Raw genomic sequence first — 20,440 nt, forward strand, 5'->3', positions numbered from 1 at the left:
ACTATGAGCTGCTGAACGACGCAACGCGGGATCGTGCATGACGGCATATCTGGAACAGGTCGAACTCTTCGCCGGCCTCGCCCCGGCCCAGCTCGAGGCGCTCGCCCGCAGCGCGCAGCCGCGCGTGTTTCCGCGCGGCGCGGTGGTACTCAACGTCGGCGACGAAGCCCGCGGCCTCTTCGTCGTGCAGACAGGCTCGCTGAAAGCCTACCTGATGGACGAGAACGGCCGCGAGCTGACCCTGTCGATCCACGGCCCGGGCGACTACTTCGGCGAGCTCGCGCTGCTCGACGACGCGCCACGCTCGGCCTCGGTGATCGCGCTCGAACGCTGCGAACTGCTCCACGTCGCCCGCCCGGCCTTCTTCGCGGTGCTCGACACCAATCCCGACAGCATCCACGTGCTGCTGCGCAACCTCGTGCGCCGCATCCGCGCGCTCACCGACAACGTGCAGGCGCTCGCGCTCGAAGACGTGTTCGGGCGCCTGCACCGCCTGCTCGAATCGCTCGCGGTGGCGCAGGGCGAGCAGTGGATCGTCGAGCCGCGCCTCACCCAGCAAGAGATCGCGAACCGTGTCGGCGCCTCGCGCGAGATGGTCAACCGCATCGTGCGCGAACTCGTGATCGGCGGCTACCTCGTGCTCGAGCCGCAGCGCATCGTGATCCGGCGCCGCCTGCCGGCGCGCTGGTGAGCGACGCACGCCAGCCGCCCTCACCGCGCCCCCGCCCTGTCGTCGGCCAGACGCAAGCGCCGGCTCAACTCACGCGCGATGTTCATCTGGATCAGCGCGAACTGCTCGACGTCGCGCTCGTACAACTCGAACAGGTTCGCGGCGAAGATCTCGAGCGCGCGGCAATCCTCCAGCGCCTGCACCGTCGCGCTGCGCGGCGACAGGTCGATGAGCGCCATCTCGCCGAAGCACGCACCCGGCCCCAGCGTACACAGCACGACCTCGCCCCCGCACGCGTGCCGACGCACCGCGACGCTGCCGGCCTCCAGCACGAACATCGACTCGGCGGGTTCGCCCTCACGGAAGACGAAAGCTCCGGCTAGCACCGCGCGCTCCGCACAACGGCCGAGCAGGAAGTCGAGCATGTCCGCGCGGATGCCGCCGAACAGCGGCATCTGCTGCAACCTCAGGATTCGCTCCGCCCGCCCCTGCATGACTACCCCCTCGCGCGACCTCGCGGTCGCTCCCGGACCAGCCCTCCCTGTTCATGTTAGCCCGCCGGAGCCGAACAGGAAGGCAACGGCCGGCGCTGATTGGAGACGCCAGCCTCCCGGATCGCGATCGACCACGGGCGACTGCCGATGCGTCAATGCATGAGACGCACGATTCATATCGAGACGAGTCGCGGCAACGTCCACGTGGCTGCATTGGCCCTGCATCGCAAGCGCCCCCAGCGGGCACGAAGCCGGATTGCCCCCGCTGCGTCAGTCCAACAGATAGCGTAGCTCGCCCCGAACGAAACCCGGTCCGCTGAGTTTCCCCAGCCAGTCGAGATCCCTCGCCAAGGCTTCGTGGCCCCGCTGTCGCGCGTGAAACACGACCCCACCCTCCCAACGCGGGAAGCCGTAGCCGTTCGTCAGGACGACGTCCACGTCACCCGGACGCTGTGCGACCCCTTCCGCGAGCAGCAGCGCCGCTTCGTTCATCATCGCCAGCACGGCGCGCCGTCGGATCTCGTGCTCATCGAGCACGCGTCGCGTGATGCCCCTGGCGGCGCTGGCTTCGTCGATCAGCCGGCGCACCTCCGGATCCACCGTGCGCCGCCCCTCGGGGTCGTAGGCGTAGTAGCCGCCGCCGGTCTTCCGCCCGAGCCGCCCGGTTTCGCACAGCATGTCGGGGATGCGCACATAGCGATGCGCGGGATCGCGGCTCGCCGCGGTGTTCTGGCGCATCCGCCACGCGATGTCGAGCCCGGAAAGGTCGGCGACCGCGAACGGCCCCATCGCGAAGCCGAACGCTTCGAGCGCGGCGTCGACCTGCTCGGGGTAGGCCCCTTCCTCGATCATGAATTCGCACTGCTTGCGATAGGCCGAGTAGATGCGGTTGCCGATGAAGCCGAACGCGTTGCCCGCAAGGACCGGGACCTTGCGCAGGCGCTTGCCCACGTCGAGCGCGGTGGCGAGGACGTCGGGGGCAGTCGCGGCGCCGCTGACGACTTCGAGCAGCTTCATGACGTGTGCCGGACTGAAGAAATGCAGGCCGACGACGTCCTGCGGCCGGGACGTGACGTTCGCGATGGCGTCGAGATCCAGGTAGGACGTGTTCGTCGCGAGAACCGCGCCGGGGCGGGCAAGATGGTCGAGGCGGCGGAAGACGTCCTGCTTGACGGCGAGATCCTCGTACACGGCCTCGATGACGAGGTCCGCCGTCGCGACGCGATTCCAGTCGATGCTGCTCTCGAGGCGCGCGAGCGACGCGTCGGCGCGTGCGGCGTCTAGCCTGCCCGCCTCCACGCGACCTCGGTAATGCTCGGCGATGCGCGCCACGCAGCGTTCCAGCGCGGCCTGGTCCTGTTCCAGCAGCAGGACATCGTAGCCGCCGTCCAGGGCGGCGATCGCAATGCCCGAGCCCATCGTGCCCGCGCCGATCACGGCGATGCGGGCGACCGGGCGTGCAGCCACGCCCTTCAGCCGCGGATGTCGTGCCGCCTCGCGTTCGGCGAAGAACTGGTAGCGCAGCGCGTGCGCTTCGCGCGACAGCCGCAGGCTTTCGAAGGCGGCGCGCTCCCGCGCCAGCGCTTCGTCGATCGGCAGGCTGGCGGCGGAGCTCACCGCTTCGATCGCGGCGACGACGGCCGGCCGCTTCTTGCCGGCACGCAGCGCGTCGCGACTCGCGGCTTCCACTTCCGCGGGATCCGTGGACGGGAGTGTCACGGTGCGCAGCGGCGATTTCGCGCCGTTCAAGCGTCGCGCATATGCGATCGCGGCGGCGAGCAGTTCGCCGGTCGCGATTTCATTCACCAGCCCCGCCTTGAACGCCGCCTGGCCGGAGAGACGCTCGCCGCTGCAGATCATCCGAATCGCGCGCGGCACGCCGACGATGCGTGGCAGGCGCTGCGTGCCGCCCGCGCCGGGGATGATGCCGAGCGTGACTTCCGGCAGGCCGACGACCACGCGCGCGGTTGCGACGCGGGCGTCGCAGCCGAGGGCGAGTTCGAAGCCGCCGCCGAGGGCGGCACGGTCGAGCGCGGCAACGACAGGCTTGCCGCAGTTTTCGATGGCCGCGATCACCGCGGGCAACTGCGGGTGTTCGAGCGGCTGCCCGAATTCCTTCAGATCCGAGCCGGCGACGAAGGTGTTGCCGGCGCCGATGATCACGGCCGCCGCGAGCGCGTCGTCGCGGCCGAGCAACTCGATACCGTCGAGCAGCCCCCGGCGGACCGCGGCGGAGCCCGCATTGATGGGCGGATTGTCGATCACGAGCACGACGACGTCGCCGTGGCGTTCAATGGATACTGCGTCTTTCAATTTCGTCTCCCTTCTCCCCGGGCGACGCAGGCCCTCGCTGGAAAAAACATCCTGCGCACCGCCCGGGTCATGGCGGGCATCACATGCCCAGATAGGCCTTCTTCACCTGCTCGTCGTGCAGCAACTCCGGGCCGGGACCGCTGAGGATGGTGTGGCCGGTCTCGATCACGTAGCCGATGTCGGCGATCGCAAGCGCCGCGTGGGCGTTCTGCTCGACGAGGAAGATCGTGATGCCCTCGGCCTTCAGGCTCCGGATGACGCGGAAGATCTCCTCGACCAGCAGCGGCGCGAGTCCCATCGAGGGTTCGTCGAGCAGCAGCAGCTTCGGCCGCCCCATCAGCGCGCGCGCCATCGCCAGCATCTGCTGCTGGCCGCCCGACAGGGTTCCGGCCGGCAGCGCGCGCTTCTCCTTCAGGATCGGGAAGATGCCGTACATGCGTTCCAGGTCCTGTTCGATCTCGCGGTCGCGGCGGAAGTAGGCGCCGAGTCGCAAGTTGTCCTCGATGCTCATCGGGCCGAACACCTGCCGCCCCTCGGGGACCTGGCAGATGCCGGCGCGCACGCGCTTTTCGGGCGCGAGGCGCGTGATGTCCTCGCCCTTGAAGCGCACGACGCCACCGGACGCGGGCTGTACGCCGGAGATCGTCCGAAGCAGCGTCGTCTTGCCGGCACCGTTCGCGCCGACCAGCGCGACGAGCTGACCCTGCTTCACGTCGAGGTCGATGCCGTGCAGCGCCTGGATGCGGCCGTAGTGCGAGGTCAGGCCGCGGATTTCGAGGACCGTCTCGCGCACCGGAGCGGGCGCCGGCGCGAAGGCCGCGTTCTCGCGCCGCCCGCCCAGGCCCACCGGCTCGGGCGCGAGCGCGATGATGCGCGCCTTGAGCGCGTCGAGCTCGCCGCGCGAACGGACGCCGAACAGCGGGTCCTCATCGGCGGCGAAGGCGTCGTCGATGCGCTCCCAGTCTTCGGGCAGCAGCGCACGGCGCGCGGCCGGGATAACATCCGTTTCCTCGAAGCGCATGTGCTGGCGCAGATGCTCGGCGAACTCGCGCAGCGCGACGAGGAAGGCTTGCTGCTCATCGCGCTGCCCGTCGCGGAAGGCGGTCGCCAGCGCATGGACGCGATCGCGATGGACCGGGCCGTCGCGGTGCTCGGCTTCGAGCCGGTCGATGGCGGCTGCAGCCGCCGGATCACGCCGCCGCAGCGCGGGGAACAGGAACTCGTCTTCCTTGCGGTGGTGGATGCGGTCGATGTAGGCATCCAGGTATTCCAGCAGCTCGGCAGTCGTCGCGGCAGCGGCCTGCGCGTCGCGGTCGGCGGCGATCGCTTCGGCGAGCGCGTCCAGCGCGCTGGCGACGCGCCACATGCCGCGATGCTCGGCCTGGATGATGTCGATGGCGAGCATCCGTGATTCGATAACTTCCATAACTTCCATAACTTCCATGGTCGTCTCCTTCAGGCCGATGCGCCGAGGTAGGCGGCGATGACGTCGGGGTTCTCGCGGATCTCGGCGGCCGTGCCTTCGGCGAGCTTCCGGCCGTAGTCGAGCACGAGGATGTGATCCGACAGGTTCATGACGAGCTTCATGTCGTGCTCGACGAGCACGACCGTGACGCCCGAATCGGCGACCTTGCGGATGAGCGCCTCGATCTCGCCAGTCTCGGTGTGGTTGAGGCCGGCGGCCGGTTCGTCGAGCAGTAGCAGCTTGGGCTTGGCCGCCAGCGCGCGCGCGATTTCCAGGCGCTTCAGCGCGCCGTAGGACATCTGGCTCGCCTGCGCGTCGCGGTACTGGCCGACGCCGACGAAGTCCATCAGGCGCGCCGCTTCTTCCCGGCATTCGGCATCCGCACGCGCCAGCCCGGGCAGCCGGAACAGGCCCGCGAGCAGGCTGGACCCCAGCCGCAGGTGCGCGCCGACCATGACGTTCTCGATCGCGCTCATGTTCATGCACACCTGCAGGTTCTGGAAGGTGCGGCTCATGCCGCGGCGCGCGAGCCGGTCCGGGCTCACGCCGCCGGCGGGCGCGTCGTCGAACAGGATCTCGCCACTGGTGGGCGTGTAGATGCCGGTGATGAGGTTGAAGAGCGTCGTCTTGCCGGCGCCGTTGGGGCCGATCACGGCGTGGATCGTGCCGGCGCGGACAGTGAAGGACACGTCCTGCACCGCCTTCACGCCGCCGAAGGTCTTGGAGAGATTGCGCACTTCCAGCATCACGCGGCCCTCCCGGCGAATTTGAGGCGCAGCGTCGGCACGATGCCGCGCGGCAGGAAAATCATGGTGAGCATCAGGATCAGGCCGAAGATGACGGTCTCCCAGCCCTCGAAGGCCGACAGCAACTGCGGCAGCAGCGTCAGCACGACGGCGCCGAGGATGGAGCCGAATACGGACGCCATGCCGCCGAGCACCACCATGGTGATGAGCTCGATGGAATGGAAGAAGCCCGCGACGCCCGGCGTCAGGAAGCCGACGTAGTGAGCGGTGACGCTGCCCATGACGCTGGCGATGACCGCCGACAGCACAAAAACTCTCACCTTGAACGAGGGCACGTCGATGCCCGCGACGCGCGCGGCCACTTCCGAGCCGTGGATCGCTTGCAGCGCGCGTCCCGCCGGTGCGTCGATGAGGTTCAGCGCGCCGCGCGTGACGAACAGCAGCAGCACGGCGACGACGCCGTACCACGCCTGTTCGCCGGCAATCTGGAGGCCGAACAGGCTGAACGCGTCCACCGGCATGCCGTCCGGCCCACCGGTGAACTCGGTCTCGTTGACGATCACCATCGATAGGATGATGCCCAGCCCCAGCGTCGCCATCGCGAGGTAGTTGCCCTTGAGCTTGAGGATCGGGCGCGCGACGACGAAGGCCAGCGCCGCGGTCGCGGCCGCGCCGAGTCCCATCGCGAGCGCCGACGGCAGGCCGTAGCGGCTCGTCAGGATCGCCGACGCGTACGCACCGATGCCGAAGAAGCCGGCGTGGCCCAGGCTGATCTGCCCCGTGTAGCCCACGAGCAGGTTGAGGCCGACGGCGATGGTGGCGTTGATCGCCATCCGGATCGCCAGGTCGTAGTAATAGGCGTTCGGCAGCGCCAGCGGCAGCACCGCCAGCACGAACGCGAGGAACAGGAATCCGCGTGTGGTCGGCTTCATGGTCATACCCGGTCGGTGGTCTTCTTGCCGAAGATGCCCTGCGGCAGGAAGAAGAGGATGAGAAGGATCAGCACGAAGGGCATCGCGTCCTTGTAGGCGGACGAGATGTAGCCGGCCGTCATCGCCTCGACGATGCCCAGCAGCAGGCCGCCGACGATCGCGCCGACGCCGCTCCCGAGCCCGCCCAGCGCCGCGGCGACGAAGCCCTTGAGGCCCATCATGATTCCCGCGTCGTAGCTGGTGTAGGTCATCGGCGCGACGAGAATGCCGCCGACCGCGCCGAGCGCCGCGGACAGGCCGAAGGCCAGCAGCAGGACGAAGCGCGTATTGACACCGACCAACTGCGCCGCGAGCTTGTTGCACGAGGTCGCGAGCACCGCCTTGCCGAGCGTGGTGCGGCCGAAGAAGAGCGCCAGCGCGACGACCACGACGAGGGTGACGCCCATGACCCACAGGCTTTGCGGCATCAGCGTCGCGCCCAGGATCGCGATGGGTTCCTCGCCCGAGAAGGCCGGCAGCGCGTGGTTGCCCTTGCCGAGAAACACTTCCACGAGCCCGCGCAGCGTGAGCGAGGCGCCGATCGTGATGATCACGAGCGTGACGACTTCGGCATTGCCGGCCGGCTCGATCGCGAGCTTCTCGACGATCAGGCCGGCCACGACCGCGACGAGGATCGCGAGCGTGATCGCCAGCGGCAGCGGGACGCCGGCCTGCACGAGCAGCGCCGCGGACATTCCGCCGAGCATGATGAATTCGCCCTGGGCGAAGTTGATGACGCCCGAGGCGCTATAGATGAGGGAAAAGCCGACCGCCGCGAGCGCGTACATCGCGCCGACGGTAAGGCCGGAGAAGAGGAACTGCAGAAGTTCGGACAGCACGGAATGCCTCCTTCGGATGTCGGGACGAACGGATTCCGCCGCCGGGGCGAACCCCGGGGCGTATCGCGCGGCAGGCGGCGGAAGGGAGACTCAGTTCAGCAGCGTCCAGTCCCCGTTGCGGATCTCCAGCATGCGGAAGGCCGACAGGCTCAGTCCCATGTGGTCGTTCGCCGACAGGTTGAAGGTGCCGCTGGTGGCGACGAGGTTCGACGTGCTTTCCAGCGCGTCGCGCACCTTGGCCTTGTCGGTCGAACCGGCCCGGCGGATGGCGTCGGCCGCGAGCATCAGCCCGTCGTAGGCGTAGCCGCCGAAGGTCGAAGGCTCGGCCTTCCAGCGCTCGGCAAAGAGCTTCGCGTAGTCGCTGACGACCTTCTTCTGCGGATCGGTGGCTGGCAGCTTGGCCGCGACCGGCAGCGCGGGCGACGGCAGGCGCACGCCTTCGGCGGCGCTGCCGGCGAGCCGGATGTACTCGTCGGACGCGACGCCGTGCGACTGGTACAGCGGCAGCTTGATGCCCAGCTGCGCGTAGTTCTTCGTCACCACTGCGGGGCCCTGCCCCAGGCCGAACACGAACACCGCCTGCACGCCCGCCACGCCCTTGATCTTGGTGAGCTGGGCGGTCATGTCGGTGTCCTTGGGACCGTAGGTCTCGTCGGCCACCAGGGTGATGCCGTATTTCGCGGCCACGGCCTGCGACTCCTTGCGCCCGGACTGGCCGAAGCCGCTGTTCTCCGAGAGCAGCGCGACCTTCGTCAGGCCCGCCTTCTTCATGTCGTCGAAGACGCGCTCCGCGGCCATGCGGTCGGTGTGCGGCGTCTTGAACATCCACTTCTTCGGCGGCTCGACGATCACGACGGCGCCGGCGAGCGAGATGAAGGGGATCTGCGCACGCTCGACGAGCGGCGCCATCGCCATCGTCGCACCACTGGTCGTGCCGCCGATGATCAGGTCGACCTTGTCGTTCTCGATCAGGCGCTTGGTGAAGCCGTTGGCCTTGCCCGACTCGCTGCCGTCGTCGTAATGCACGAGCTCGATCGGCCGGCCGATCAGGCCGCCGTTCTTGTTCAGCGTCTCGACGTACATCTGCAGCGTCTTCAGCTCCGGATCGCCGAGGTAGGCGGCGGGACCGGTGACCGAGAGCACGGCGCCGATGCGGATGGGGTCGGCGGCGTAGGCCGTACCGAGCGTGGCGCAGGCGGCCGCGGCGAGGGTGAACTTGATGAAAGTGCGCTTTTCCATTGGGGAGTCTCCTTCGGTGTCTTTCTTATCCAGTGGCAATCAGATACCTCCCGTTCGCCCCGAGCCGGTCGTAGGACGAACGGGAGTCATGTCACGCGCCCAGGCGCCTCACACGCGCTCGATGATCAGCGCGATGCCCTGCCCCACGCCGATGCACATCGTGCACAGCGCGTAGCGGCCGCCGGTGCGTTCGAGCTGGTTCAAGGCCGTCGTGACGAGGCGTGCGCCGGACGCGCCGAGCGGGTGGCCCATCGCGATCGCGCCGCCATTGGGGTTCACGTGTGCGGCGTCGTCCGGCAGGCCGAGGTCGCGGGTGACGGCGAGCGCCTGCGCGGCGAAGGCTTCGTTGAGCTCGATGACGTCCATGTCGGCGAGCGTCAGCCCGGCCTTCGCGAGCACTTTCTTCGACGCCGGCGACGGGCCGAAACCCATGATGCGCGGCGCGAGTCCGGCCGCGGCCATCGCGACGACGCGGGCGCGCGGCTTGAGGCGATAGCGATCGACAGCGGCTTCGGACGCGAGCAGCACCGCGCAGGCGCCGTCATTCACGCCGGACGCATTGCCGGCCGTGACGGTGCCGTCCGGGCGCACGACGCCCTTGAGCTTCGCCAGCGTCTCCAGCGTCGTCTCGGGGCGCGGATGCTCGTCCGTGGTGAAGAGCTTCGGCTCGCCCTTCTTCTGCGGGATCGCGACGGGCACGATCTCGCCGGCGAAGAGGCCGGCCTCGTTCGCCGCCGCCCAGCGCTGCTGCGAGCGCAGCGCGAGCGCGTCCTGGTCGGCGCGGTTGATGCCGAATTCCTGCGCGACGTTCTCGGCGGTCTCGGGCATCGAGTCGATGCCGTACTGCGCCTTCATCACGGGGTTCACGAAGCGCCAGCCGATCGTCGTGTCCTCGATCTTCGCGCTGCGCGAGAAGGCCGTGTCGGCCTTGCCCATCACGAAAGGCGCACGGCTCATGCTCTCCACGCCGCCGGCGATCACCAGGTCGGCTTCGCCTGACTTGATCGCCCGCGCGGCCATCCCGACGGTATCGAGACTGGAACCGCACAGGCGGTTGACCGTCGTGCCGGGCACGTCCTGCGGCAGCCCCGCGAGCAGCGCCGCCATGCGCGCGACGTTGCGGTTGTCCTCGCCGGCCTGGTTGGCGCAGCCATAGATCACGTCATCGACGACTGCCCAGTCCACTCCGGGATTGCGTTCGACCAGCGCACGAATCGGCAGCGCCGCGAGATCGTCCGCGCGCACCGCGGACAGCGTGCCGCCATAGCGGCCGAAGGGGGTGCGGATGGCGTCGCAGATATAGGCGTTGTTCATCGTCCCTTCCCTCCTCAGGCGGTCACGTTGCGCTTGTCGATCAGGCGCTTGGCCTTGCCGACCGAGCGGAACAGCGAGCCCGGCTGGGCCATCGTCGTCTTGGTGCTGATGCCGATGTAGGACTTGATGTTGTGCTGCAGCAGCTTGCCGATCTCCTGCTGGCGCAGCGGGCCGAGGTCGGCGGCTTCGGGCGACAGCTCGACGACGACTTCCATCTTGTCCATGTGGCCGTCGCGGGTCAGCTCGATCTGGTAGTGCGGCGAGAGCTCCTTCTGCTTCAGGATCAGCTCCTCGATCTGGCTCGGGAACACGTTCACGCCGCGAATGATCAGCATGTCGTCCGAGCGCCCGGTGATCTTGCCGATGCGGCGCATCGAGCGCGAGGTCGGCGGCAGCAGGCGGGTCAGATCGCGCGTGCGGTAACGGATCACGGGCAGCGCTTCCTTCGACAGCGACGTGAAGACGAGCTCGCCCTCCTCACCGTCCGGCAGCACTTCGCCGGTCTCGGGGTCGATGATCTCGGGGTAGAAGTGGTCTTCCCAGATCACCGGGCCGTCCTTGCTCTCGATGCACTCGCTCGCGACGCCCGGGCCCATCACTTCGGACAGGCCGTAGATGTCGACCGCGTCGATGCCGGCGCGGGCCTCGATCTCATGGCGCATCGCCTCGGTCCAGGGCTCGGCGCCGAAGATGCCGATCTTGAGCGACGAGTCGGCCGGGTCCAGCCCCTGGCGCACGAACTGCTCGAGGATGTTGAGCATGTAGGACGGCGTCACCATGATGACCTTCGGCTGGAAGTCCTGGATCAGCTGGACCTGACGCTCGGTCTGGCCGCCGGACATCGGCACCACGGTGCAGCCGAGGCGCTCGGCACCGTAGTGCGCGCCCATGCCGCCGGTGAAGAGGCCGTAGCCGTAGGAGATATGGACGACATCACCCTTGCGGCCGCCGGCGGCGTAGATCGAACGCGCGACGAGGTTGGCCCAGTTGTTGATGTCATTCTGCGTGTAGCCGACGACGGTCGGCTTGCCGGTCGTGCCGCTCGAGGCGTGCACGCGCACCACTTCCTCACGGGGCACGGCGAAGAGACCGAAGGGATAGTTGTCGCGGAAGTCCTTCTTCACGGTGAAGGGGAATTTCGACAGGTCGGCCAGCGTCTTCAGGTCCGACGGATGGACGCCGGCCGCCTCGAAGCTGCGGCGGTAGTGCGGCACGTTGTCGTAGGCGTGCTGGACGGTCTTCTTCAGGCGCTCGAGCTGCAGCGCGCTCAGTTCGTCGCGGCTCGCGGTCTCGATCGGGTCGAAGCCGATGCCATTTTCCATGCGTGCGTTCATTCCTGTACTCCTCTCTCTTGGGGTTGGAACGGCGGCGAACCTTCTGGGCGGGTGCGCTTCACCGTTCTTGATGCTGGGGGATTTCGCTTTCAGCGGACGACAACCGCTCCCTCCCCTCGAAGGGGGAGGAATGCGATTGCGAGCGGTCGTCTTCGGATATTGGTCGAGCCGGCGATCAGGCCGCGAAGCGGTGCTGGATCACGCGGAAGCGGTTCGCCACGAAGGCGCTGTCCGAATAGCTCGCGTTGGCCGACGGATTCGCGCCGGTGCCGTGGTAGTCCGAGAACGCCGCCGACTGGTTCACATAGACGGCGCCGGTCAGGTTCAGCGACAGCGCCACGCCTGCGCGCTGGGTCGCGGCGATCATCTGCTGCACGAACTCGGGCTTGCTGCTGTAGGCGCCAACCGTGAGCGCGCCATGCTCCGTCGTGATGCGCTCGGACAGCGCGAGCGCCGCCGCGGCGTCGGCGGTGCGCACGACGAAGGCGATCGGGCCGAAGCGCTCTTCCATGTAGGCGGCCTCGTCGGCTGCGTCGCACGTCAGCAGCACCGGCGTGCGCACCGTCGCTTCGGCATACTCCGGATGAGCGACCGGCTTCGACGCCAGCACGACTTCGCCCCAGCGCGAGGCTTCGTCGAGGCGGCCGAGGGTGTCGGACGACTGGATGCAGCCGAGCACCGCAGCTGCGACGGCGGGGTCCGCCAGCAGCTTGTCGATGGAACGTCCCAGGTCGGACGCGACCTCGTCGAAGCTCTTGTGGCCCTGGTCGGTGTCGATGCCGTTCGCCGGCACGAGGATCGCCTGCGTCGTCGTGCACATCTGGCCCGAGTACAGCGACAGCGTGAAGGCGAGGTTGCGCAGCATGCCCTTGTAGTCGTCGGTCGATTCGATGACGACGTTGTTCACGCCGGCGAGCTCGGCATACACCTGGGCCTGGCGGCAGTTCTCGATCAGCCAGTTGCCGAAGCTGTTGCTGCCGGTGAAGTCGATCGACTTCACCGCCTTGTGCGTCGCGAGGAAGCGCGTCAGTTCGCGCGAATCATCGACGGCGAGCAGCACGGCATTGGGGTCCGCACCGGCTTCGGCGAGCACTTCGCGCAGCACGCGCACGGTGATCGCCGCCGGCAGGATGGCGTTGCGGTGCGGCTTCACGATCACTGGGTTGCCGGTCGCGAGCGCCGCGAACAGGCCCGGATAGGTGTTCCAGGTCGGGAAGGTGCCGCAGCCGATGACGAGGGCGGTGCCGCGTCCGACGATCTCGTAGCGCTTCTTCATGACCAGCGCCGGGTTCTTGCCCTGCGGCTTTTCCCAGACGGCTTCCGCGGGAATGGCGGACATCTCGCGCCAGGCGTAGGCGACGGCTTCCAGCGCGCGATCCTGCGCATGCGCGGCACCCGCCTGGAAGGCCATCATCCAGCCCTGGCCGGTCGTGAACATCACCGCATGGGCGATCTCGAAGCTGCGCTGGTTGAGGCGCACCAGCGCTTCGAGCAGCGCGCCGACGCGACCCTCGGCGCCGAGGGCCTGCAACGATTCACGCGCGGCCTGCGACGCCTCGATCAGCGCTTCGCCGCTGCAGCGCGGGTAACGGATGTTCATCGGCACGCCGTAGGGCGAGCGCTCCGCGCCGGCGGTGCCGGTGCAGCCGGGCTGGTCAAGCTGGAAGTCGGTGCCGCAATAGGCGTCGAAAGCCGCGCGACCTTCGGCCATCGCGTTCTCGCCATACACCTTGGGGCTGGGCATCTCGGAGAACGGGCTCCAGTAGCCGCGTTCGGCTGCGGCCTGGACGGCGCGCTCCAGCATCGCCTGATGGCGAGCAAACATCGGGTGGGTCATCTGAATTCTCTCTATAGGGGCTTCGGGGGCGCGGCGCGGCCTCTATTGGGCCGCTGCCGGTGATGCGTCGGGTAAGGCCTCAGGTTTCCTGGTCGAAGTCCAGGACCAGCTTGTCCGTGACCGGATAGCTCTGGCACGACAGACGGAAACCGCGCGCGATCTCGTAGTCCTCGAGCGCGAAGTTGGTGTCGTGGTCGACCTCGCCGTCGATGACCTTGCAGCGGCAGGTCGAGCACACCCCGCCCTTGCACGAGTACGGCATCTCGATGCCCTGCGCGAGGCCGGCGTCGAGCACGGAATCGCGGTTCTTCGGCATCGTGAATTGACGCACGCGGCCGTCCTGGATCACGGTAACCTCGCACTCCTCGGCGCCCTTCACGGGATGCGCATGCGCCGGGCGCGGACCCTTCGGCAGGCTGGTCGCGAAGAGCTCCATCTTGATGGCGGACTTCTCGATACCGTGCGCCTGCAGCGACGCCGACACCGCTTCCATCATGTCCATCGGTCCGCAGATGAAGGCCATGTCGATGCGCTTCGGGTCGATCCACTTCGCCAGCAGCGCGTCGCAGCGCTCGCGGTCGATGCGACCGTTGAAGAGGTCGATGTCCTGCTGCTCGCGGGAGAGCACGTGCACCAGATTCAGGCGCTCGCCGTACTCGTCCTTCAGGTCGGCGAGCTCCTCGCGGAACATCACGCTCGACGACGAGCGGTTGCCATACACCAGCGTGAAGCGGCTGTCGGGCTCGCCCGCCAGCAGCGTCTTCACCAGCGACAGGATCGGAGTGATGCCGCTGCCGGCCGCAAAACCGACGTAGCGACGCGCAGTCTGCGCGTCCGGCGCGATGCCGAAGTGGCCGGAAGGCGGCATCACCTGCACGCTCACGCCCGGCTTCAGGAAGTCGTTCGCCCAGTTCGAGAACAGGCCGCCATGCACGCGCTTGATCGCCACGCGCAGCTCGCGCTCCCCGGCGCCGGAACAGATCGAATACGAGCGACGCACGTCCTCGCCGCCGATCTCGGTGCGCAAGGTCAGGTGCTGGCCGGGCGTGTAGTGGAACGACTCCGCAAGCGAGGGCGGCACGTCGAAGGTGACGACGATCGCATCGCGGGTCTCGGGGCGCACGCTGGCGACCCGGATATCGTGGAACTTGCTCATGTCTCTTGCTCCTCTCGGAGTGCCTTTCTCAGTGGCACTTGAAGTAGTCGAACGGCTCGCGGCAGTCGAGGCAGCGATGAAGCGCCTTGCACGGGGTCGAACCATGGCGGCTGATAGGCTCGGTGTGCGTCGAGCCGCAGTGCGGACATGCGGCGGGCGCGTCCTCGGCGATGCGCCGGCGCAGCCCGCTGATGTCGATCACCTGGCGTCCGTCGGCGCGGCGGGCCGGGGGCGCGATCCCGTATTCGCTCAACTTCCGGCGGCCCTCGCTGCTCAGCCAGTCCGTGGTCCAGGCCGGAGCGATGCGGCTCTGCAACCGCACCCGCTCCACCCCCCGCTCGCGCAGCGCCTCCTCGATGGAGCGGCCGATCACCTCGGTCGCCGGACATCCCGAATAGGTCGGCGTGATCACCACCTCGCACACCGCCCCGGCTGGATCGTCGTGCCAGTTCACCTCCCTCACGATCCCCAGATCGACGATGGAAATGACCGGGATTTCGGGATCGGGCACATCGGCCAGCCAGCCCCACACCCTCTCGCTGCGTTCGCGCAAGTTGCCCATCGCTGCCTCACTCACCACGTTGTCACCAGCTTGCGTTGGGATAGGCGCGCTGCAGGAACTGCATCTCGGCCAGCAGCAGCCCCAGATGCTCACCATGCCGCCCCTGCTTGCCACCCTTCTGCATCCATTCGCCGGCCGGCACCGTCAGCGTCGCCTCGTCGAACACCTCGCGCACCATCGCCAGCCACGCGTCCTTCAGCGTCGAGGGATCGCAGGCCAGGCCCTGTGCGCCGAGCAACTCCTCGGTCTCGTCGGCCTTGAACATCTCGCCGGTGAACATCCACAGCGCGTCGACCGCGTCCTGCATGCGGCGGCGGCTTTCCGCGCTGCCGTCGCCCAGGCGCACCACCAGGTCACTGCTGCGGCGCAGGTGGTAGGCCACTTCCTTGATCGCCTTGGACGCGATGTCGGCGATGCGGTCGTCGGCCGAGCGCGTCAGCGCGTCGAGCGTCAGGTGGTGCCACACGTCGAAGAAGAACTGGCGCACCAGCGTGTGGGCGTAGTCGCCGTTCGGCTGCTCGACCAGCAGCAGGTTGGTGAACTCGTGGGCATCGCGGCGGAAGGCCAGCGCGTCCTCGTCGCGGCCGCGCCCTTCCACCTCGCCGGCGTAGGACAGCCACATCCGCGCCTGGCCGATCAGGTCGAGCGCGGTGTTGGTCAGCGCCATGTCCTCCTCGAAGGCCGGGCCCTTGCCGCACCACTCGGAAAGGCGCTGCGACAGCACCAGCGCGTTGTCGCCGAGGCGCATCAGATAAACGGACTTGTCATCGAGCAGCATGTCTGTCTCCCGATCCTGTCATCACATGTGCTTCACTTCTTCCGGAACCGGGAAGAAGGTCGGGTGGCGGTAGATCTTGTTGTTCGCGGGCTCGAACAGCGCTTCCTTGTCAGCCGGGCTGCTCGCCGTCACTTCAGCGGCAGGCACGACCCAGATCGACAGGCCTTCGTTGCGGCGCGTGTAGACGTCGCGCGCGTTGTTGATCGCCATCTCCGCATCCGGTGCGTGCAGGCTGCCGACGTGCTTGTGGGCGAGGCCATGCTGGCTGCGGATGAACACTTCCCAAAGGGGCCATTCCTTCATTTCTCTTCTCCTCTCAATCTCGCTATCAGGCGGCCTTGGCGGTCGCGACCTGTCTTTCGGATTTCTTCTCGGCGTGCGCGAGCAGCGCGTCGCGGAACCACTTCCCGTCGTCCCAGGCCTTCACGCGGGTGCGCAGGCGGTCGCGGTTGCAGGGGCCGTTGCCGGCGACGACCTGGCGGAACTCCTCCCAGTCGATCGCGCCGAAGTCGTAGTGGCCGGTGTCCTCGTTCCATTTCAGTTCGGGATCGGGGATCGTCAGGCCCAGGTACTCGGCCTGCGGCACGGTCTGGTCGACGAACTTCTGGCGCAGCTCGTCGTTCGACAGGATCTTGATCTTCCACTGCATCGACTGCGCGCTATGCACGGACTCGCCATCGGACGGCCCGAACATCATCAGCGCCGGCCACCACCAGCGGTTCAGCGCGTCCTGCGCCATCGCCTTCTGCTCCGGCGTGCCCTTGGCCATCGCCATCACGAGGTCGTAGCCCTGGCGCTGGTGAAAGGACTCCTCCTTGCACACGCGCACCATCGCCCTCGAGTACGGGCCGTAGGAGCAGCGGCACAGCGGGATCTGGTTCATGATCGCCGCGCCGTCGACCAGCCAGCCGATCGTGCCGATGTCGGCCCAGTTGGTGGTCGGGTAGTTGAAGATGCTGGAATATTTCACCTTGCCCGACAGCAGGTCCGCATAAACCTGGTCGCGCGTGACGCCGAGCGTCTCGGCGGCGCTGTAGAGATAGAGCCCGTGGCCCGCCTCGTCCTGGATCTTCGCCAGCAGGATCGCCTTGCGCTTCAGCGACGGCGCGCGCGTCACCCAGTTGCCCTCGGGAAGCTGGCCGACGATTTCCGAGTGCGCGTGCTGCGAGATCTGGCGGATCAGGGTGCGGCGGTAGCCCTCCGGCATCCAGTCCTTGGCCTCGATCTTGATGCCGGCGTCGATCTTCTCCTGGAAGGCGCGCTCCTCGGCCGACATCTCGTCGAGCCCCTGCACGCGCTTCATCCCCGTGTCCACCATCTGGGCGTACATGCTGTTCCTCCTCTGTCCGGGTTCGTGCATCCGTCTTACGACGTGATACATATCATCGCGCTTCGCTTGTCCTTACTGACTCATGACAGTCGCGCGTTGGAACGAATCCTAAGGGAGTGTCCCGGGTCGGAATGTCGGCGTGTTCCCGACCTCTTGTAGGAATTTTCTGATTGCGTGCCGCGGAAGGACGGTAGGCGCGGAACGCCTTATGCAGCAAGCAAACGATGCTCGCACACAAGTGCTCGTGATACAGACACGTTCACCTTGAGAAGCATCTTTTGGATCAGAAGACGCAATAGCCGACGACGCCATCCCGACTCCCCGGACGAGGGAGCCGAGCGTGGGCCACGGGCGGCCGGGCGTTACCCCGGCTGCTATGTCCGCATTACTGTGTCGGGCGATATCTTCCGACCATACGCTGGCGAGTAATGCGCACCTTCACACCTGCGGCGCTACGCGCGGGGCAGGCGCCCGTGGAAACGTGATTTTGCGCCGATCGTGGCGAGGATGGGGCGACGACCAGATCGGTATCTCGACGGGCTACAGGGACAGGAGCCACTCGATCAGGTTCTCGATATCTTCGCGCGGGGCCGTGAGGATCTTGTGGCTCTCCTCGTGTCCATCCGGAAACTTCACCTGGCGTCCGGACGTGAGATGGTGGAGCAGCGAAGCCTGCGCGTCCTCCTTCTCCCGGTACTTCGCCGCGACCTCGCGATAGGCCGGCCCATCCTTGCGCTTGTCGATGGCGTGGCACTTGAAACAGGAGTTCTGGCGCGCGAAGGTTTGGGCTGCGGCCGCATCCATAGCGCGGGCCGACCCCGACGCGACGACCAGGGAGGCTGCCGCGACGGCGGCGAGAATCCTCCTTCCGGGGGGACGTGAATCAATCATTCAGGCCAACAGTGAAAGCCGCCGGCAAATGCCGCCGCTACTTCTTGTATTGATCCTGGCTCGCGAAGAAATGCGCAACCGCGGCCAGTTCGTCGGCCGTCAGCCCCCGGAACGCATCGTCCATGAGGAAGACGAACTTGCGCTTGCCCGACACGAACGCCTTCGTTTGCTCGATCAGGTAGTCGAGATCCTGGCCAGCCATCAGCGGCGCATCGTGATCGGACTGGCGGCCGGCATCCGGGTGGCACTCGGAACAACGCTTGTTGTGAATGCCCTGTCCTTGCGCGACCTTCTGCGAATCGACCGCCTGGGCTGGGCGCTGCCCGGTGCTCTGGGCGTAGAACTGCGCCACAGCCGCAATGTTCGCCGCCGACCACGTCTTCGGCACGTGGTTCGCGACGCCGGTGGCACGATCGCCATTAGCGAGGCCGGCAATTTCCTGCTCCAGGTAGTCCGCCAGCTGGCCGTTGAGGTGCGGCGTCTTCGGCGCCCCGCTGACCCCTGCCGGTCCGTGGCATTCCGCACACGGCGTGGTCAAGGATTGAACATCGGGCGTCGCGGCAAATACCGTGCTAGTGAACAGGGCACTGAACGCGACAGCAACGATGTGGGTGCGCATGGACCTTCCTTCCGGGTTCGCAGTTGTATGGACGCGGAAGAGTATAAGCGATAGTCGTTGGCAGCCTGGGATCGCACGCGGCTCGGTTCGGGGAGAAGCGCACCCGCTCCTGCCCAGAGAGCCGTGCTCATTATCCCAGCCCGACGATGGGCGACGAGTTGCAGGAAGCAGTCGAACGCTCGCGGGGCAGTGCGGGCCGCCGTCATCGGACGGCAGCCCCCGGGGAAGCTTTCGACGATCAGGCTTTCATGATCTTAAGCGTCTGGATCGACGTGTATTCCTCCAGGCCGTAACGACCGAACTCGACACCCAGCCCCGACTGCTTCACGCCGCCGAAAGGTGCGTCGGGCTGAACCGCGCCGTGTTCGTTGATCCACGCCGTGCCGCACTCCAGTTGCAGCGCGAGCTCGGCGGCTTTCTTGCGGTCGTTCGACCACACCGAGCCACCGAGGCCGTTTTCGTTGTCATTGGCGCGGGTCAGCACCGCATCGACGTCCGAGTAGCGGATCACCGGCAGCACCGGCCCGAACTGCTCTTCATCGACGACGCGCATGCCGTCCTTCGCATCGGCGATCACCGTCGGCTCGTAGAAATAGCCCTTCCCGGGTCGCGCCTTGCCGCCCGACAGGATCCGCGCACCGTTCGCGCGTGCGTCCTCGACCAATTCGTGCACGAAGTCGAGCTGGGCCTTGTTCTGCACCGGGCCGAGCTGCGTGCCTTCGACCAGACCGTCGCCGACGACCGTATCGCGTGCAAGACGCGCGAGCTCCTCGACGACTTCGTCGTAGATGGAGTCATGCACGTACAGGCGCTTGAGGCAGGCGCAGGTCTGACCGTTATTGTGGAAACCGACGCCGAAGAGCTTGGGCGCAACCGCCTTCGGATCGACATCGGGCAGCACGATTCCCGCGTCGTTGCCACCGAGCTCCAGCGTGAGCCGCTTCAGGTTGCCCGCGGCGTTCTGCATGATGGTCTTGCCGGTCGGCGTGGAGCCGGTGAACACGATCTTGTTGATGTCGGGATGCTTGGCGATCGCCGAGCCGACCCCGCTCTCGCCGGTGACGATATTGAGCACGCCCGGCGGCAGGATACGGTTGGCGAGCTCGGCGAAGCGCAGCGTGGCAGTGGGTGTCAGGCCAGACGGTTTCATGACGACCGTGTTGCCCGCGCGCAGCGCCGGGATCACGTGCCAGATGGCGATCATCAGCGGCCAGTTCCACGGGGTGATCGACGCGACCACGCCCAGCGGCTTGCGATGGACTTCGATACGGGCGATGTCATCGTCCTGGATCACTTCGACCGGCAGATCCAGATCAGCGGTGACGTGCGTCCAGGCGATGGAACCCCCGACCTCCATGCCCGCGCCCACGCCGTTCAGGCCCCCGAGCGGCTTGCCACTCTCCTTGGTGACCAACTCCATCAGGGTTGGCATGTCCTCCTCGATCGCAGCGCCCAAGGCATGCAGCAAGTCCTTGCGACGCGCGTCCGGCGTGCGGCTCCAGTCATGAAACGCGGCACGTGCGGCTGCGACCGCCTGGTCCACGTGCCCGGCATTTCCGGCCTGCACGCACGCGAAGGCCTCGCCTGTCGCGGGATTGATGACCTCGAAGGTGCTGTCGGCCTTCACGGGCTGGCCGTTGATGATCATGTCGAAAACTTGCATCGTGTCTCCTCTTGTCGATATGAGCGCGACTCGCCCCGCCCTTCATGGCAGGACGAGGCGGACGCTGAAACGACAAGCTAACGGGACGAGGCGCTGCCCCGTTAGCCCAATTCGGCAGCGCGAACTTCGCTGCTGCCATTGCGGCTGCACGGCGCCGGCGCGCGAGGACAGGACGAGCTGCGACGAGCCGGTGCCGACCGCCGCAGCGAGCGAGAGCCG

At 67.3% G+C, this 20,440-nt stretch carries 19 protein-coding genes; 1 reads left to right on the forward strand and 18 read right to left on the reverse strand.

Annotated elements, in window-relative coordinates:
- Positions 1-37 precede the first annotated feature (37 nt).
- Complete coding sequence (locus ToN1_RS01115; RefSeq protein WP_169208815.1) at positions 38-691, forward strand: Crp/Fnr family transcriptional regulator; 654 nt, start codon at positions 38-40, stop codon at positions 689-691.
- A 20-nt stretch (positions 692-711) separates the two neighbouring features.
- Here ToN1_RS01115 and ToN1_RS01120 read toward each other — a convergent pair whose 3' ends face one another.
- The 18 genes from ToN1_RS01120 to ToN1_RS01205 form a co-directional block, all read right to left on the reverse strand.
- Positions 712-1,164, reverse strand: coding sequence for a cyclic nucleotide-binding domain-containing protein (locus ToN1_RS01120; RefSeq protein ID WP_169208816.1), 453 nt, complete (start codon positions 1,162-1,164; stop codon positions 712-714).
- A gap of 270 nt (positions 1,165-1,434) precedes the next feature.
- The gene (locus ToN1_RS01125; RefSeq protein WP_169208634.1) at positions 1,435-3,477 is read right to left on the reverse strand and encodes a 3-hydroxyacyl-CoA dehydrogenase NAD-binding domain-containing protein; all 2,043 of its coding nucleotides are present in this window, start codon (positions 3,475-3,477) and stop codon (positions 1,435-1,437) included.
- 79 nt (positions 3,478-3,556) lie between these two features.
- Positions 3,557-4,921 (reverse strand): ATP-binding cassette domain-containing protein, encoded by a 1,365-nt coding sequence (locus ToN1_RS24985; protein ID WP_425305825.1) that lies wholly within the window; start codon positions 4,919-4,921, stop codon positions 3,557-3,559.
- Positions 4,922-4,932: 11 nt separating this feature from the next.
- A complete protein-coding gene (locus tag ToN1_RS01135; protein ID WP_169208635.1) occupies positions 4,933-5,688 on the reverse strand; it encodes an ABC transporter ATP-binding protein in 756 nt (251 codons plus the stop codon).
- Positions 5,688-6,620 (reverse strand): branched-chain amino acid ABC transporter permease, encoded by a 933-nt coding sequence (locus tag ToN1_RS01140; protein WP_169208636.1) that lies wholly within the window; start codon positions 6,618-6,620, stop codon positions 5,688-5,690. Before ToN1_RS01140 ends, ToN1_RS01135 begins: the two co-directional genes overlap by 1 nt.
- Positions 6,621-6,622: 2 nt before the next feature.
- A complete protein-coding gene (locus ToN1_RS01145) occupies positions 6,623-7,498 on the reverse strand; it encodes a branched-chain amino acid ABC transporter permease (RefSeq protein ID WP_169208637.1) in 876 nt (291 codons plus the stop codon).
- Positions 7,499-7,588: 90 nt separating this feature from the next.
- Complete coding sequence (locus ToN1_RS01150) at positions 7,589-8,737, reverse strand: ABC transporter substrate-binding protein (RefSeq protein WP_169208638.1); 1,149 nt, start codon at positions 8,735-8,737, stop codon at positions 7,589-7,591.
- Between the two features lie 108 nt (positions 8,738-8,845).
- Positions 8,846-10,051, reverse strand: a complete 1,206-nt coding sequence (pcaF, locus tag ToN1_RS01155; protein WP_169208639.1) for a 3-oxoadipyl-CoA thiolase — start codon at positions 10,049-10,051, stop codon at positions 8,846-8,848.
- A gap of 14 nt (positions 10,052-10,065) precedes the next feature.
- Positions 10,066-11,385, reverse strand: a complete 1,320-nt coding sequence (paaK, locus tag ToN1_RS01160) for a phenylacetate--CoA ligase PaaK (protein WP_169208640.1) — start codon at positions 11,383-11,385, stop codon at positions 10,066-10,068.
- Between the two features lie 175 nt (positions 11,386-11,560).
- The gene (paaN, locus tag ToN1_RS01165; protein ID WP_169208641.1) at positions 11,561-13,222 is read right to left on the reverse strand and encodes a phenylacetic acid degradation protein PaaN; all 1,662 of its coding nucleotides are present in this window, start codon (positions 13,220-13,222) and stop codon (positions 11,561-11,563) included.
- Between the two features lie 79 nt (positions 13,223-13,301).
- Entirely contained in the window at positions 13,302-14,378 is a 1,077-nt protein-coding gene (gene paaE, locus ToN1_RS01170; protein WP_169208642.1) for a 1,2-phenylacetyl-CoA epoxidase subunit PaaE, read from the reverse strand.
- Positions 14,379-14,406: 28 nt separating this feature from the next.
- Positions 14,407-14,940 (reverse strand): 1,2-phenylacetyl-CoA epoxidase subunit PaaD, encoded by a 534-nt coding sequence (gene paaD / locus ToN1_RS01175; RefSeq protein WP_169208649.1) that lies wholly within the window; start codon positions 14,938-14,940, stop codon positions 14,407-14,409.
- A gap of 22 nt (positions 14,941-14,962) precedes the next feature.
- A complete protein-coding gene (paaC, locus tag ToN1_RS01180; RefSeq protein ID WP_169208643.1) occupies positions 14,963-15,718 on the reverse strand; it encodes a 1,2-phenylacetyl-CoA epoxidase subunit PaaC in 756 nt (251 codons plus the stop codon).
- A gap of 21 nt (positions 15,719-15,739) precedes the next feature.
- Positions 15,740-16,021, reverse strand: coding sequence for a 1,2-phenylacetyl-CoA epoxidase subunit PaaB (gene paaB / locus ToN1_RS01185; protein WP_169208644.1), 282 nt, complete (start codon positions 16,019-16,021; stop codon positions 15,740-15,742).
- A gap of 25 nt (positions 16,022-16,046) precedes the next feature.
- Positions 16,047-17,048, reverse strand: a complete 1,002-nt coding sequence (gene paaA, locus ToN1_RS01190; RefSeq protein WP_169208645.1) for a 1,2-phenylacetyl-CoA epoxidase subunit PaaA — start codon at positions 17,046-17,048, stop codon at positions 16,047-16,049.
- Positions 17,049-17,588: 540 nt separating this feature from the next.
- Positions 17,589-17,852 carry a c-type cytochrome gene (locus ToN1_RS01195; protein ID WP_210147958.1) on the reverse strand — a complete coding sequence of 88 codons (264 nt, stop codon included), beginning with the start codon at positions 17,850-17,852 and terminating at the stop codon, positions 17,589-17,591.
- 124 nt (positions 17,853-17,976) lie between these two features.
- A complete protein-coding gene (locus ToN1_RS01200) occupies positions 17,977-18,558 on the reverse strand; it encodes a c-type cytochrome (RefSeq protein ID WP_169208647.1) in 582 nt (193 codons plus the stop codon).
- A gap of 238 nt (positions 18,559-18,796) precedes the next feature.
- Entirely contained in the window at positions 18,797-20,221 is a 1,425-nt protein-coding gene (locus tag ToN1_RS01205; protein WP_210147959.1) for an aldehyde dehydrogenase family protein, read from the reverse strand.
- Between the last annotated feature and the right edge of the window lie 219 nt (positions 20,222-20,440).

It is taken from the genome of Aromatoleum petrolei, assembly GCF_017894385.1.
Taxonomy (GTDB): Bacteria; Pseudomonadota; Gammaproteobacteria; order Burkholderiales; family Rhodocyclaceae; genus Aromatoleum; species Aromatoleum petrolei.